Source organism: Perlabentimonas gracilis (assembly GCF_011174675.1).
GTDB lineage: Bacteria > Bacteroidota > Bacteroidia > Bacteroidales > Tenuifilaceae > Perlabentimonas > Perlabentimonas gracilis.
In genome coordinates this window covers 312,511-327,073 of record NZ_JAANIG010000001.1, presented here as the reverse complement: position 1 = coordinate 327,073, position 14,563 = coordinate 312,511, and the positions used below count along the sequence as shown (strand labels likewise).

Here is a 14,563-nt window from a genome sequence, read left to right as displayed (position 1 = left end):
GGGTTGAGGATGAGAATGAAATAGAAATGCACGGCGCCGTAACATTTCACCAACCATCGGTATGATAATCGCCGTCGGTTGTTCCTTGCCGTTGCAAAGTTAGAAAAGAATGTTTATGTTTGTTTAACCATCTATACAAAAGTCCGATTGATAGGGGGCTAAACCATTACGTAGTTCTTTACCTTGCATTATTTAAAAGAGGTTCTAATGATTATTAAACTTTAAAACTACCAAAAATCTTGATAAATTCAGCTTAAAACTGAACTGTTTAAAACGATCTTTTTTAAGATTTCCTGATCTTGTTTACCCATCCAACCGATCCCCACAATACTCCTTCCTATCGCACTTTTTGCAATGCTCGCCTCGCCAAACCGTATCGAATTGGTTGATGGCACTTTCAACTATTTCGGGGTCGTTGGTTAGTATTCCTGCCTCGAAGTTTCGGCGGCTGGGGCTTTTCATTCCAATGCCAGCACCGGTGAGATTGGCAGAGCCAACATAGGCTGTTTCCATATCGAAGATAAATATCTTGAAATGCACCCTGGGGCAGATCGCACGCTCAAGCCCCGTGGCTAGGTTGGGATACTTGTCGAAATCTTTACGGAATAATGGGCCAGGTTCCTTTGCGTGGAGTAGCCTAACGATAACCTTTCGGGCAACCAGCTTGGAAAGTAAACCTAGAAATGGAATGGAGTTGCTGCCATCCTTGATGAACAAATCCTTAATATCGGCAGTGCCAATCCACAGCTCACTTCTTACCAGAAGGGCTTGCTGAAGCACTTTGGTGAAGTGCTGCTCGTTTTGGATATACTGGATGAATGGGGGCATTGGCTGTGAATTTGTTTGATGTTTTCAGTGAACCTTTTCCCTGATAAAAAACTTTTCTCCGAACTTTATCCCGAACTATATCCCGACATTTATCCCGAAATTTATCCCGAAATTAACTTTCAATTACTTCCCAGTGGCCACCCTTATCTGGGCCAATGCGTTTAATTACTTCTTCTGATTTAAGCTTTTGGATTTGATACTCAACACCTTTTTCAGTTATACCAATCAGATGTGCTAACTCAGAAGTTGTAATGAACTTATTCTCAATAATAGCCCTAATGATTTTCTCCCTAGTTTTCTCCCTAGTTTTCTCCCTAGTTTTCTCCCTAGTTTTCTCCGAATCGCCTTTTTCGGTGGTCTCCGATGTTAAATAAAACTTCACGATGGTATAATCGGTACCCGGTTCAAACTCAACCGAACCCTTACCAAAGGTTTTCCAGCCATTAATAATCTTATCGAAACCAAACCCGGCATTCTCAGCAAGCTTAACCAAACGGAAAAGTTTGGCTATTATCTGGTTTCTGGGTAGCGAAATATCGGTTTTAAGCAACTCCTTAAGCGGTTTGGGCAGTCCACCCGGATTGAAGAACTCTATATGGTTTGTGAAAATCCGCACCCTTGGCTTTGCAGGGCTAAAGTAATCGGCATGCATCAGCATATTCACCGTTGCTTCGCGGAGCGATTCGATGTAGGGGTATTCCTCCGATGCAAAACCCTCTTTGGTTAGGGTGAAAGGCTTATCAATCTTTTGGTTAACCCTTTCGAAAACACTAAAGTAGTACTCCCAAATATTCTCCTGTTCGGCTAGGCGGTATGTATATCGAACCGATGCATCGGTATATGAGGTTCCGGGGATTTCGAACAGATCAACTCGAAAATCTGGGAAATGCTGGGAAATCTTTTCCTGCTTACCCAGGAAGAGCAATCCGCCGTAGGTAAGATTTTCATTCACTATTATCCCAATTTTGGTGAGAAACTCAGCGGTAAGGAGCTTGTTGTAGGACAGGCTTTTGTTGAACCGAGCCATATAATCGCGATAGCGTTCCACCGAGTTTTGGTTAAGGTCATCAATTGAACTATTTGGGACAATCTCAGATGTTTTGGTGCCAAAAGTTTGATCGCGAAACATTCCATCGACCTCGGCTTTAGTGGCTCTGATATCGGCACTTCCAACACGAATAAAAGTGTTTTCGGGGCTATTGAAGTAAATAGGTTTCCTGTTTGATAGCGGTATGTAACACCCCAGCACCTTTAATCCATCAAAATCGTATCGTTCTAGCGTAGGCCGAATTAAAGAGTTGAATTTCTGTTGTCCCGAAAGAGTATTGTTAATATCCTGCTCTAGTTTCTCAAGGTTGTCAATTCCAGTTATGGTAAAAATTTTGCCCACCTGCTTAACCCCAAGAAGAATCCATCCGCCATTGGTGTTTGAGAAGGCACTAACCGTTTCCCAAATATTTTTGGGAAGATCCGATTTTGCCTGCTTTACCTCAAAATCTTCCCATTCGAGATCGTTTATACGATTTACAAGTTGGTCTTTGGTCATTTCTTAGTTACTCATTTAGTAAACCTTAAAACTACAAAATTAAGGTTATCTGGAGTTGATTCTTTATAATGTTTCCTCATAAAACAAAAACAATCTTCTACCCATACCCCTCCACTGCCTCATCATGAATGCTTCTGATTTGATTGACCTGCGATTGAGGTTCCAGTACCCTCGCACGCACGCCGTGTGAGATCCTCTCCATCACAAAATCCTCGGTGATAAATACCTCTAACTTCACATGCAGCATCTCTTTGCTATCCACCAGAATCTGCTGGTTATGGTGCAAGGGTAACGATTTGGTGTATATACCTGATATGCAGAAAATGATAGCACTACCCCTGAAGTGTATCGGCATTGGGGCTAACAATGCCAAAGCAGTAACTGTAATGCTCCTGTACTTTGGAGACCTGCGGAATGGCATAGCGTTGCTTGGATATCTCAAATAAACAGTTACCTTTGTGGCATATATTAGCATAAGATAGATCTGTATAGAAGCTCTCCTCTCTGTGAAATTTCCTTTGACGACACCTTTCTAAATCACTAGTTTAAGCTAAAATAATTTACGCCAAGGAAGCATTATTTCCCCTTGAACAGATAGGTGATTAATGATAACAACAGGGCATTAACCAACAATATTTTATGAACAGAACCCGATCGCTAAGTAAAAGGGATCAAGGTAGTATTACCTACAGAAAATCTTTCAATCGCAAAAAAACAAACAGAACAAAGAATTCGGCAAGCGAAATAGACCCAAAACACTTTGTTAAAAAAGCCACTTCGAGTGAGCAGGTAAAGTACGAGGCGTCCTCCGAAATTGCCAACCTACCCGTAAATAAAAGAATAGTTAACAATTTACTTCAGAAGGGCTACGAAGTACCCACTGAGATACAGGACAAAACCCTCTCATCAATTCTGGAGGGGAGAAACGTGTTAGGAATTGCCCAAACGGGCACAGGTAAAACTGCCGCATTTCTTGTACCGCTTGTCCACAACCTTATTAACACTGCAGCAGCTTTTCAGGTGCTTATTATTGCACCAACACGGGAGCTTGCTGTGCAAACAGACACCGAATTTAGGAGCATTGCCAAAGGGCTTGGTATGCACAGCAACTGCTTTATTGGTGGAACCAGTGTTTATGCCGATATTCAAAAACTTCGCAAACCTTGTCACTTTGTAATAGGAACGCCAGGTCGTTTGGCCGATATGGTAAGGCAGGGCGCTCTTAACCTGACTCATTTCAATACGGTTATCCTCGATGAGTTTGACAGGCTTCTGGATATGGGCTTTGCTAAGGAAATTGAGCGCTTAGTTGGAGGCATGACAAACAGGAAACAAACCATTCTTTTCTCAGCAACTGAAGAGAAGGGGCAAAAACAGCTAATCAGCAAATTAATTGCAAATCCGGTAGAGATTAGAGTGAACAACGGGAATACATCAGCCGACACGGTTGATCAGGATATTGTAACCGTTAGGAACGGTGAGAATAAGATGGATCTGCTGCTAGGAATGATTAGAGACGAATCGTTTGAGAAGGTACTAATTTTTGCCGAGACCAAGCGATGGGTTAGCCGAATTTGCAAGGATCTGCGCCGCTCCGGCATTAGAGCTGATGAAATTCACGGGAATAAATCCCAGAACTACAGGATTAAGGCCCTGAACTCTTTTAAGGATAAAAGCATTCAGGTTTTGGTAGCCACCGATGTGGCGGCTAGGGGGCTCGACATATCCCAAGTTTCACACGTAATAAACTATCAACAACCAAAAAATATGGATAGCTATATCCACAGGATTGGTCGTACCGGCAGAGCCGGAAACACTGGAAAAGCAATTACATTTGTTAACTAGAAATACTCACATTCGAAAACAATTCGTATAAAAAGTTCGAACAATGTAATGAAGTAACTAGCAAAACATATAAACAACCTTTTGATTAGGCCATCCCCATGGGTGGCCTTTTTCTTTGTCCTAACTCCTGCCTGCCTGTATTAACCCAACTCCCAAACAAGATTATGACCTTGACTGCCTAACAACTTACTATACAAATATTGACAATAGAAATAAGCGAAGGTTGGGCATGGCGATTTAATTGATACTTAAAAGTGAAAACATTGCGTTATGAACCAGCTATTCCAGATTTATAAGGGAACCTCAATGTTAAATTGAATATCATAACGGCAAAAAATGCTAATAACAGGTTTATAATTCAATGCAAATTTTTACCTGATTTTATAGGCAGCCTAATACACTCTCCCCCTCACAAATTGAAACACTGTAAAGAGACCCACCACCACCATACCTGCTATGGCCATGTAAAATATGGATTGGAAATCGGGCTGTCGCTTAATGGCTATCCCCAGAAAGGCCCAAACCACGGCTAGACCAATAAATGGATTGGATAGTTGCACCTGGGTTATCAGCACTATGGATGCGCCTATGGCAATCATTAGTATAGTCCAAACCTGAGGAGACAAGCCCCAACCGCCCCAGCCATAACTAACCAAAAGGGCTGTAACATTGGCAATGGTTGCAATGCAAATCCAACCCAGATAAATACCAAACGATGCCTTGGTTATGCTGAGTGGTTGTTCCTTTAGGCTAATATTAATAACAACAAGAGTAACCAGTAGTCCTAGCATAATAATCAGCGATAAAGGGAGCCACTTGTAGTGCCAAGCAACAATCCACAGGCTATTGAGTATGCAACTAGTGGCAAAGAGCCAACCAAGCTGCTGTACAATCTCCTTATTCGACTCACGGAACTGTAACAAAACAAAAAGAAGCAGCATCAGGTAAATTACTCCCCAAATGGAAAAGGTTATGCCAGCAGGCACAAAAAGGTTAGGATAGGCATCGGACAGTTCGCCAGTGGTCTTACCCCCAAGGGGCAATGCATTTGCCAGGTAGTTCATAGCTAGCATAAGGGCAAACAGAAGCAGATTCAGAATTTTCATCATCGGGTTTGGGTTTTGATTCGCAGTTAAACAAATATAATTAAAGAATAGCCCAATCCCCAGCAAAAACAAAAAAAACCGCCACAGCTATGTGGCGGTAAATATTCGAAATGCGGCTAATCCTCTTTACTTTAGCCTTGCACTTCCGTAACGAACTTTAACCTTAACAGATGCTTTGGGCTTATCGTTTTTGCCTACATATCCACTAACCGTTAACCGGTTGTTACTCTCAATTCGGCTGACCCGTGCAGGGCTGTTGTAGCTAACTCCTCCGTACGAAGCTTCTCCTTCGATATTGTAGGAAACGGACTCAGGAATAGGCGCATAAATACTTCCGTAGTTTCCATCAAACGATATGCTTTCGAAATCATTGGCCACCGTCTCAATGCGAACATCGCCATAACGGCTCTTTACTTGAAGTTTTTTGCCAAGATTTTTTATGCGATAGTTAGTGTAACCACTCTCCCCCACCAGGTTAGAAACCGAACCAATGGTATAGGTGTCGTACTTTGATTCCAGTACGAGTGAGCTAAGTTGATCAAGGGTAATTTTTGAGTATTTACTTAGCACTACCAGTGCTTGAGCTTTCACAATATCGAGATTTGCGTACTTTACATCCAGCCTCATCCAGCTCACCTCATCGATTGATGCGTTCCCATAGCCTAGAGTTATCTGGCTCAGCGGATCGTTAGTGCCGTATACAATTCGGTTGGCCTTTAGGTTTCCGTACTTAATATCTATCATCGACAAACCGGTAAGCTCATCGATAAACATGTCGCCATACTTGTTCCTTAAATCCGCATTTACATGCTTAGGCATTCTTATTTTATAGTCGATGCTGAGCTCTTTGGTTGATGTTCCAAAGTTGAAATTACTAACGGAACGCATCAGCCGTTCATCAATTTCGGTAACGCCCCTCACCTGATTTCCAACCTGCTCGAGGGAAACATTAATGGCTGAGAGCATACGTTCTGCCCTATCGGCGCTAGGATGCTCAACCTTAACCACCACATCTATGGCAATACTGTTTTTGTCCCAGTTCTCTACCACCACCTGGCCAAAACGATTACTGATGTAAAGCTCCGTTTTTTTATCTACTTTAAACTCCTGGCTATAGGTTTTGCTCAGCTCCTTGCCAAACAGGGCTTTAGGGGGGGCTGCAAGGCCAACTAAAGCCACCATTGCTAAAATTACATATAATCTATTCGATTTCATTTTGATATAATTTTTACTTGTTAAACAAATATACACTTTGCATTCTCAGAATTATCCCATCCAAGACATCGAGCTGTGCTTGGTAGTACCGTGTGAGTACAAACGCGGCTCTCTCGGGACGGGGGCTTTGGGCTAGGTCGTTAATTATACCTTTGTAGCTGGCGCTCATATCATCAAAGGCTTGGGCTATCTCGTCCTCAAAAGGTTTTAGCTCACCGGTTAGCATCTTATTGATAAGAACCTGCTTCTGGTTTACCTGCGATTGGTAGTACTGATCAATCTGAATAATTTCGGGCGAAAGCTTTACTGTTGCTAATCCCGGCTCACTCATACTAAGCACTCCGGCAGTATTGAGCAGCAGGCTAAGGCTTGCCGTTAGAATTACTCCTGCAATGGCAGCAGCGCTGGCAACCAACCAGAGGTTAGGCCTCTTTGCCCTGTTAGCGGAAGCCAACCTCCGGCTAAACCTATCGTAATGCCCCTTGGGGGGATCAACAACATCGAGCTGCGCTCGGTTCTGTTCGATAAAGGTTTGTAATCTGTCCATGGCAAATAGCATTACTCTTTCAATTTTAACAACTCTCCCAAACGTTTTTTGGCTCTTACCAGCTGCGATCGGGATGTGGAGGATGTTATCCCCAGCATATCGGCAATCTCATCGTGGCTATACCCCTCAATGTAGAACAGGGTAACCACCAACCGATACCCCTCAGGTAGTTCCTTAATAGCGTTCATAAGCTGCTCAACCGACTCGGGCGAATAGTTGTAATCCTCTTCATTGGCTTCATCACTTAACCCGTAGGCTTCGTCGATGGAAACCTGAGGCAACTTTCGCTTTTTCACAAAATCGAGGGCCGTATTAACCACAATTCGTTTAAGCCAAGCTCCAAAGCTAACCTCGTTTCTGTAGGTGTTTATCTTATCGAAAGCCTTAAAGAACGCATCTTGCATAATATCCTCAGCCTCTGTTGCATCGCCCACAATCCGAATACTTGTATTGTACATAGCCCTATGGTACAACCTGTAAATCTCGAACTGGGCGCTGCTATCGCCCCTTCTACAACGGTTTACAAGAACCTGATGAACATTGGGATAACTACCTTTGCTACTCATACTGCTGGAATAATGACGAGGCCATAAATCTTATGCTGCATTAACACTCACTATTTTTTTTGCAAAGTAGCATAAAAATATCTTTAGAGCAATTGATGTTTAGTGATTTTTAGATGGATAAGAATTTGGAGAAATATTTATTGTCATTTTTTCAACTATGGAATAACAACCCATTATCTTTGCGAGCTCAAATATTTCACATAGTTAATTTAACAAAATCAATCCAAATGAACCGAAGCATTTTTTCTAGCAAAACCCGCAGGGTATGCTTCCGTCGTTGGGGGAACAAGTCGTTCAGCGTTTTTGCCAGCCTAAAGCTACTGGTGAAAGTTAGCGTGCTATCGGCATCGTACAGCCTCCTGGCTATGCCAGTTGAGGTTTATGCACAGCCTGATACCATAAGCCTACGCACAAACGTTGATATCGATGAGGTGGTGATTAGCACCCCCCAAGCGGCCAGCACATACTCCGAGCTAATGCGGGCGGTGACAGTAGTCACCAACGATGAGTTTTCGCAGCTACCCGTAGCGAATCTACACGATCTTTTAAGGAATATAGCCAGTGTAGATATCCGTCAGCGAGGCGGGCATCAGATTCAGGCCGACCTTATGGTCAGGGGCGGATCCTTCGACCAAACCCTTATCCTTCTCAATGGTGTTAACATCACCGACCCCCAAACGGGACATCACAACCTAAACATCCCTATCGATTTAGAATCAGTTGAGCGTATTGAGCTGCTGCAAGGCCCAGGCGCCAGGGTATATGGGCCGGGGAGTTTCAGCGGAGCCATTAACATTATTACCACAGCAAAGGGCAAGGAATATGCCCGAGTACAAGCCGTTGCAGGTGAACACGGACTGCTCAGAACCAATGCATCAGCAGCATTTAGGCAAGGCTCCTCCAACTTTTTTGTGGCAGCTTCGTCAGCCAAATCGAATGGGTACATTAACAACACAGACTTTAGCCTCCATAACCTTTTTGCACTTGGTCAGCTCGCAACTAGCATTGGGAGTGTTGATGTTCAGGCTGGTTATCAGGACAAAGCCTTTGGTGCCCAGAGTTTTTACACCCCCAAATACCCCGATCAATTCGAGCAAACAGGCACATTCTTCTCTTCCGTAAGCCTGAATGGCAAGACGAAGGGTATTGCAATTACCCCCACTATCTATATCCGAAGTCATAACGACAGGTTCGAACTATTTCGCAACCAAAGTCCTGAGTGGTATCAAGGGCACAACTACCATAGCACAATAAGCTGGGGTGGAAAAATTGCTGCAGCAGCCTTGCATAAGCACGGGAGAACACGCATGGGAATAGAATTCCGTGATGAGCAAATTTTAAGTAACGTGCTAGGCGATCCTCTCAGCACTCCCAGAGCCATCAAAGGATTTGCCGATACGTTATACACCCGTGGCCATAACAGATCGCTGGTTAACCTTTTTGTCGACCACACCATTTACCTCAGTAGACTTGTTGTATCGGGTGGTGGAATTGTAACCCATAGCAATCGCTACGGGGTAAACTGGAACTACGGTTTTGACCTTAGCTATAGGATTATGAGGAAACTGAGCATGTATGCATCGATTAGTAACGCCGTAAGGTTTCCAACATTTACAGATTTATACTACAGCGGCCCAACCAACCAAGGCAATATCAACCTAAATCCCGAGTATGCCACTAGCTATGAGCTTGGGTTGAAGCTAAACGGTGCTAAGCTTACTTCCAGTATTGCAGGTTTTCATCGGCGTGCTACCGATGTTATCGATTGGGTAAAAGCAGCTGATGAAGAGAAGTGGCGCACCATGAATCACACTCACATAAACACTACGGGCTTTGATGTTCAGGCTAAAGCACTAAACATAAAGGCGTTCCCTTTGGTAAAAAGCATTGCGGCAAGCTACACATTCCTTTACTCGGATAAAGAGAGCTACCACTTGCAATCGTACTATGCATTAGACTACTTAAAGCATAAGCTTGCCATAAGCCTAAACCATAAAGTGTATAAACAGCTTGGAGCCTCATGGACCCTGCAGTGGAATAGCCGCACAGGCAAGTACACCGCTTACCCCGAGAATATAGAGAAAGCCTATACTCCATTCGCACTAATCAACCTAAGGCTTTACGCTGATTTCATGAGAATTATGACCTTTATTGATATACACAACCTAAGTAACGAAAGGTATGTAGACATTGGAAATATTGAGCAACCGGGGCGTTGGATATCGATTGGATTAAGGTACTCAATGGATGCATCGCAACGATAAACTCAGGCGTATTATGATATTTATCAAAAAATTAAAAAAAACAGCCTCATATTGCATCCAATTAACACAAAGAATAATAATTTTACAAGTCGAAAATTGTACAACCAAAAAACCAAAAAACGATGAAAAAGAGTAATTTACTTATGGTAAGCCTTCTACTGGCATTTGCGTTTGCTTTCGCTTCATGCGGATCGGCTGGTGAAAAAGCAAAAACTGAAAAAGCAGAGGTTGAATGTGAGCAGGCGGTAAAAGATACCTGCCAGCATGCAGCTAAAGACAGTTGCGCTACTGCCCATGCTGAGAAAGCAGAGGACTGCGATCACGACCATGAGAAAGGCGAAGAGTAGTTCAGCAGTACTTATTACCAAAAAGCCGCAGCTTGAGCTGCGGCTTTTTTATTGGTGTTATTATTGGCAATTATAGAAGTGTAGAAATAAAGCTGATGAAACCGGTACCAATCTCACCCGTTTCGTAGTTAAACTCCGAGCCCCTCATGCTGTGAGGAATTAGGTACACCACAATTGTAACTACAGAGGCTGCTAGGGTTACCCAACGGTATTCCTTTTTCCAATTGGCAATTACAGCCACCGCCCACACAACAAACATTATTAGGGTTTTATTGTCGGTAAGGTCGTACCCCATGGGGAAACCAGTCCAGTAATGATCGAATGCAAACTTCTGAACAATGGGACCGAAAACCAATCCGCCAAAGAAAATAAAGATAATGGCCATTAGCCCCCAAAACTTGAAACGATTATGGTTGAAAAAAGCCATGAATCCAGCCAAATTACTAAATATCAGCGCCACAAACATGAGAATAATGTGAGGGATTAGTGCCCAAGCAGGAACAGAACCTTTGTAACGAATAACAATGGGATTATCCTCGGGTAGGATCAGTTTTTTTCCATCGAACGAGTTCTCCAACTCAACATAGTACTCAAGTTTAGCCGCTTTTTGCGATACTGGGGGCAGATACGATACGAAAGCGCCCTCCTCGGGCCAAAATGGAGGGTTAAGTGTCCAAGCGGTATCCACAGGGTATGGCCTATGGTATAACCTAGCGGTCCAATCCCACGACAAGGGAGGTAGCTCTATCCTAAGCTCCTTATCGATATTATAGCTTCGCTTAAAGGTTACGTTGATTGTTGTTGTGTCTCCAATTTGGGCACTTACCGTTTTAGGGTAGGTAGGTCCCGTTTGTCGCTGAAAGAAGGCTGCAGCCAGCGTTAACACCACAGCTGCTAACCAAAACCAGATAGTTCTCTTCATATTAAAATTGATTATGGTATATATTGCTATTGATTAACTTTGTTAAAGTAGTACAAGCACAACCTTTGTCTGTCCATTTCGCACTAACTCAAGCGATATGGTTGCACCGGGGCTAAGTTCCTGTAACCTGTACATGTAATCCTGAATATTTTTCACAGGTTTTCCATTAATTGCTGTAATCACATCATTCTTCTGTATTCCGGCTGTATGGGCTGGCTGATTCTCGGTTACAGCCAATACCTTTAAACCATTGTTGGTAGCACCACTCACGTCGGGCATAATCCCCAGCCTAACCTTTAGTTCCTGACCGTGACGCGAAGAGGGTTGAGCAGGACCAGACTCCTGAAAAGTTAAGCGCAACGGGGCGTTGGCAATTTCGTAAACCACGTCAAAAATATACTCTGTAGCCAAAGCCAACCCATCAAAGTTAATTCCATCAATATCATCGTTTGGCGTATGGTAATCGGTATGTGGCCCAGTACTGAAGAATAGCACGGGGATATTGTACGCATAGAAACTAGCGTGATCCGATGGGCCATAGCCCTGTGGCGATAAGGCCAAGCTAAAATTGTACCGCTCATTTGACTGGGTAAGTATTTCTTCGGCTTCAATTGATGTTTTTACACCACCCACCTGAAGTTCCATTTCCTGGTTTAGCCTACCCAACATATCGATATTAACCATAGCTACAATAGAGTCGAGGGGAACTATTGGGTTCTCCACAAAAAAGCGTGAACCAAGCAACCCCTGCTCCTCGGCAGCAAAGGCAATCACAAGCACACTCCTTTGGGGCTTGGCCTGAGCAATCTTTTGTGCAATCTCGAGAATTGCTGCAACACCCGAAGCGTTATCATCGGCACCATTATGAACCGCAAGGGTGTCGGGCATTCTGCTAGACGAGTTTTTACCGCCCATACCAATATGGTCGTAATGTGCACCAATAACCACATACTGATTCTTAAGCAGAGGGTAGGCACCTTCTATCTGAGCAATAACATTCTGAGTGCTCTTTTTATTGGTTATAATATTAGTGCGAGCACAAACATTAGCTGCCACAACAAACGAAAGGGGCTGCTTTGTATGGAGGATTCTTTTTTCTAACTCATCAATTGTACGACCAGTTGACTGCAGCATATAGTTCCCCACCGAGCGCTTAACCTGCACTACGGGGATCTCGATACTAAAATTTTTCTGCTTTGAGACTACTAGCTGATCCTGCTTGTCGAACTTGGCACCAGAAACAAGTATTACTCCTGCAGCACCTTGATCCTTAGCCACCATAGCCTTATACCTGTCGTTTTCGTAGTTGGCCAAAGGGCTCGACAAATCGTCGCCCAAAGGGTTACCCCTGAGGAGCACTACCCATTTATCGGCAACACTCACGTTGGCGTAATCGTCCCAAATAAGTGTGTCGGAAATAAAGCTAATGCCATACCCTGCAAAAACAGCTGTTGATACCAGCGTGTCGGATGATGAAAAAGGGAGAACCATAAAGTCCTTCCTCAGGTCTAAGTACTTTCCATTTACCGAAAAGAAGTTGTTGTATCCAATATCCTGATGATCGATAAACTCGATGAACTGATATCCATTTCGGCTAAGCAGCTCTAAGCCACTCTCGCTCATCACATCCTTAATATACTTAGCTGCAACCCTATCGTAGGGTGTGCCTGGCAGTCGCCCCATTAGCGAGTCTGATGCTAAAAAATCGATGTGAGCGTATAGCTCCTCCTTGGTGATATCTGTGTTTACCTTTGGTTTGGGTGTACAGGCATAGGCTATACCTAGCACAAGCAGTATGGAGTATAACTTAGCTATTCGCATTTGTAAAGCGGTATTGGTTAGCGACCATAACTGAATCTATTAGTCAAAAAAAATCTAATACAAACCTACTGTAAAAAAATGTAAGATGCAATATGAACAACCCTTGCAGAAACAAGCAGTGCACAAGCTATCCTTACGTTAATTTTTGGGTAAAACCTTCAATTTGTTACCGATTTTTGTTACTATTGCATATACAATTTAAAACAAAAGCGCTATGAAAAAGTTGGCTCTTCGCTTTACTCTGGTTGCATTAGCAGCAATTCTACTTAACACAACCGCAAAAGCCTGGTCGGAACATCCATTAATGGCATATCAGGTTTTATCGACCATTCCTGACCTTGCCAACCAGGATCCAATTGCCGTGAAGGAGCTTAAAACCTTCCTCCTTGAGCAGGAAAAAGAGTTGGAAAAGTTTTTTGCCGAGCAGGAGCTATGGCTTACCCAAAACCTAACGTACTACCCTGCCCTACCCGAGCATCTGCGTTTTAAGGCAACGGGCAACCCCGACGATATACTTATCAGGTTCTTCAGAGCTATTAGGCTTAACCCCGATGTTAAAATGAAGCTGTACCAACACCTACTCCCCCTTGAAGAGGTTGGGGATAGGGTTAGGGTTGCTCCTCAGCTGCTTACTACGGTAAATGATGTATCATCGCTGGAGAACACCAACTATGTTGAGCTATTCGAGGGCGATATGGTATCGCCATTGGCCGTGCTGTATAGCGCTAACGACGAGCCTGACTATGGCTTTGACCTTGGGCTATTTGTTGATAATAACACACCCCAAGGTAACGAGTACGGTTTTGGTGAGCAGCCATTTGGCGATCCTAATCTTGAGTACGGTAGCCAAGCCCCATTCCATATGGGATTCTACCACGAGGCAAAAATAGTTTTCTTTTTCGGGCCCTTTCTAAAGAAAACACTTCCAGAAATGCGAATCAATCAATTCCGAGCACTTGCTGAGTTTGCCTTTGCATCGGGCAATCCATACTGGGGATACCGATTTATGGGCTGGGGAATGCACTACCTAGGCGACCTATCAATGCCTTACCACTCGGTTGCGCTACCCGGTGTAAGCCCACTTAAAATGATTTGGACAAACATTAAGGCCATGCTGGGATTTCCAAAGAGTAGAGATAATGCAGTGCAGATTGTAAGCAATAGGCACTCGGTGCTAGAGGAGTACCAGTGGCAAGTGTTAAGGGCCGCTTACGAAGGTAACGATATGGATCATCCCTTACTCAAAGCGCTGCGGAGCCCAATAGACATAGTTGAATACGACAAATATTTTGTTCGGGGTGTTGCATCCAAGGAGTCTGCCGAAAGGGCAAAAAGGGTTGACAAAACCTTGAAAGAATGGATGCCCAAGCTATTGGTTTCCGATCCTAACTTCGAAACCCCCGGCTCGGACGAACTGCAGCAAGTTATCACTTTGGCCAAAGCCGAAAAAGGCGAGGAGGCAGTGGAACGAATGGATGAGACCCTAGCGGAACTTTTCCGGTCGTACAGCATGCATTTGCTAAGCTTTTACAAAGCGATAATGGGTTAATACCACT

Annotated in this window: 13 protein-coding genes; 4 read left to right on the top strand and 9 right to left on the bottom strand. The window is 43.7% G+C overall.

Features of this window, described 5'->3' with window-relative positions; genetic code table 11:
• Positions 1 to 303: 303 nt before the first annotated feature.
• From G8O23_RS01310 to G8O23_RS01300, 3 genes are all read right to left on the bottom strand, one after another.
• A complete protein-coding gene (locus G8O23_RS01310; protein WP_166360943.1) occupies positions 304 to 828 on the bottom strand; it encodes a phospholipase D-like domain-containing protein in 525 nt (174 codons plus the stop codon).
• Positions 829 to 940: 112 nt separating this feature from the next.
• On the bottom strand, positions 941 to 2,374 hold the full coding sequence (locus tag G8O23_RS01305) for an RNA-binding domain-containing protein (protein WP_166360941.1): 1,434 nt from the start codon (positions 2,372 to 2,374) through the stop codon (positions 941 to 943).
• A gap of 97 nt (positions 2,375 to 2,471) precedes the next feature.
• Positions 2,472 to 2,849, bottom strand: coding sequence for a hypothetical protein (locus tag G8O23_RS01300; RefSeq protein ID WP_166360939.1), 378 nt, complete (start codon positions 2,847 to 2,849; stop codon positions 2,472 to 2,474).
• A 164-nt stretch (positions 2,850 to 3,013) separates the two neighbouring features.
• Between G8O23_RS01300 and G8O23_RS01295 the strand changes: the two genes are divergently transcribed.
• Complete coding sequence (locus G8O23_RS01295) at positions 3,014 to 4,219, top strand: DEAD/DEAH box helicase (RefSeq protein WP_166360937.1); 1,206 nt, start codon at positions 3,014 to 3,016, stop codon at positions 4,217 to 4,219.
• A 392-nt stretch (positions 4,220 to 4,611) separates the two neighbouring features.
• Here the strand turns inward: G8O23_RS01295 and G8O23_RS01290 are convergent, their stop codons facing one another.
• The 4 genes from G8O23_RS01290 to G8O23_RS01275 all read right to left on the bottom strand — a co-directional run bounded on the left by G8O23_RS01290 (position 4,612) and on the right by G8O23_RS01275 (position 7,653).
• The gene (locus G8O23_RS01290) at positions 4,612 to 5,328 is read right to left on the bottom strand and encodes a tryptophan-rich sensory protein (RefSeq protein WP_166360935.1); all 717 of its coding nucleotides are present in this window, start codon (positions 5,326 to 5,328) and stop codon (positions 4,612 to 4,614) included.
• A gap of 123 nt (positions 5,329 to 5,451) precedes the next feature.
• Positions 5,452 to 6,540, bottom strand: coding sequence for a DUF4097 family beta strand repeat-containing protein (locus tag G8O23_RS01285; protein WP_166360933.1), 1,089 nt, complete (start codon positions 6,538 to 6,540; stop codon positions 5,452 to 5,454).
• Between the two features lie 13 nt (positions 6,541 to 6,553).
• The gene (locus G8O23_RS01280; protein ID WP_166360931.1) at positions 6,554 to 7,087 is read right to left on the bottom strand and encodes a hypothetical protein; all 534 of its coding nucleotides are present in this window, start codon (positions 7,085 to 7,087) and stop codon (positions 6,554 to 6,556) included.
• Positions 7,088 to 7,098: 11 nt separating this feature from the next.
• Positions 7,099 to 7,653, bottom strand: a complete 555-nt coding sequence (locus G8O23_RS01275; protein WP_166360929.1) for an RNA polymerase sigma factor — start codon at positions 7,651 to 7,653, stop codon at positions 7,099 to 7,101.
• A 227-nt stretch (positions 7,654 to 7,880) separates the two neighbouring features.
• Here G8O23_RS01275 and G8O23_RS01270 point away from each other — a divergent pair, with 227 nt between their 5' ends.
• Together G8O23_RS01270 and G8O23_RS01265 are read left to right on the top strand one after the other, a co-directional pair.
• Entirely contained in the window at positions 7,881 to 9,917 is a 2,037-nt protein-coding gene (locus G8O23_RS01270; RefSeq protein ID WP_166360927.1) for a TonB-dependent receptor, read from the top strand.
• Between the two features lie 122 nt (positions 9,918 to 10,039).
• Positions 10,040 to 10,264 (top strand): hypothetical protein, encoded by a 225-nt coding sequence (locus G8O23_RS01265; RefSeq protein ID WP_166360925.1) that lies wholly within the window; start codon positions 10,040 to 10,042, stop codon positions 10,262 to 10,264.
• A gap of 70 nt (positions 10,265 to 10,334) precedes the next feature.
• Here the strand turns inward: G8O23_RS01265 and G8O23_RS01260 are convergent, their stop codons facing one another.
• Complete coding sequence (locus tag G8O23_RS01260) at positions 10,335 to 11,186, bottom strand: hypothetical protein (protein ID WP_166360923.1); 852 nt, start codon at positions 11,184 to 11,186, stop codon at positions 10,335 to 10,337.
• A gap of 42 nt (positions 11,187 to 11,228) precedes the next feature.
• A complete protein-coding gene (locus tag G8O23_RS01255; protein ID WP_166360921.1) occupies positions 11,229 to 13,007 on the bottom strand; it encodes a M20/M25/M40 family metallo-hydrolase in 1,779 nt (592 codons plus the stop codon).
• Positions 13,008 to 13,221: 214 nt separating this feature from the next.
• Between G8O23_RS01255 and G8O23_RS01250 the strand changes: the two genes are divergently transcribed.
• Complete coding sequence (locus G8O23_RS01250) at positions 13,222 to 14,556, top strand: hypothetical protein (RefSeq protein ID WP_166360919.1); 1,335 nt, start codon at positions 13,222 to 13,224, stop codon at positions 14,554 to 14,556.
• The last annotated feature ends 7 nt before the right edge of the window (positions 14,557 to 14,563 follow it).

Bases quoted from the DNA above. Each gene is read 5' to 3' on its own strand.
- G8O23_RS01285 (WP_166360933.1), bottom strand. From the start codon at position 6,540: ATGAAATCGAATAGATTATATGTAATTTTAGCAATGGTGGCTTTAGTT.
- G8O23_RS01310 (WP_166360943.1), bottom strand. From the start codon at position 828: ATGCCCCCATTCATCCAGTATATCCAAAACGAGCAGCACTTCACCAAA.
- G8O23_RS01275 (WP_166360929.1), bottom strand. From the start codon at position 7,653: ATGAGTAGCAAAGGTAGTTATCCCAATGTTCATCAGGTTCTTGTAAAC.
- G8O23_RS01280 (WP_166360931.1), bottom strand. From the start codon at position 7,087: ATGGACAGATTACAAACCTTTATCGAACAGAACCGAGCGCAGCTCGAT.
- G8O23_RS01290 (WP_166360935.1), bottom strand. From the start codon at position 5,328: ATGATGAAAATTCTGAATCTGCTTCTGTTTGCCCTTATGCTAGCTATG.
- G8O23_RS01305 (WP_166360941.1), bottom strand. From the start codon at position 2,374: ATGACCAAAGACCAACTTGTAAATCGTATAAACGATCTCGAATGGGAA.
- G8O23_RS01300 (WP_166360939.1), bottom strand. From the start codon at position 2,849: ATGCTAATATATGCCACAAAGGTAACTGTTTATTTGAGATATCCAAGC.
- G8O23_RS01250 (WP_166360919.1), top strand. From the start codon at position 13,222: ATGAAAAAGTTGGCTCTTCGCTTTACTCTGGTTGCATTAGCAGCAATT.
- G8O23_RS01295 (WP_166360937.1), top strand. From the start codon at position 3,014: ATGAACAGAACCCGATCGCTAAGTAAAAGGGATCAAGGTAGTATTACC.
- G8O23_RS01255 (WP_166360921.1), bottom strand. From the start codon at position 13,007: ATGCGAATAGCTAAGTTATACTCCATACTGCTTGTGCTAGGTATAGCC.
- G8O23_RS01265 (WP_166360925.1), top strand. From the start codon at position 10,040: ATGAAAAAGAGTAATTTACTTATGGTAAGCCTTCTACTGGCATTTGCG.
- G8O23_RS01270 (WP_166360927.1), top strand. From the start codon at position 7,881: ATGAACCGAAGCATTTTTTCTAGCAAAACCCGCAGGGTATGCTTCCGT.
- G8O23_RS01260 (WP_166360923.1), bottom strand. From the start codon at position 11,186: ATGAAGAGAACTATCTGGTTTTGGTTAGCAGCTGTGGTGTTAACGCTG.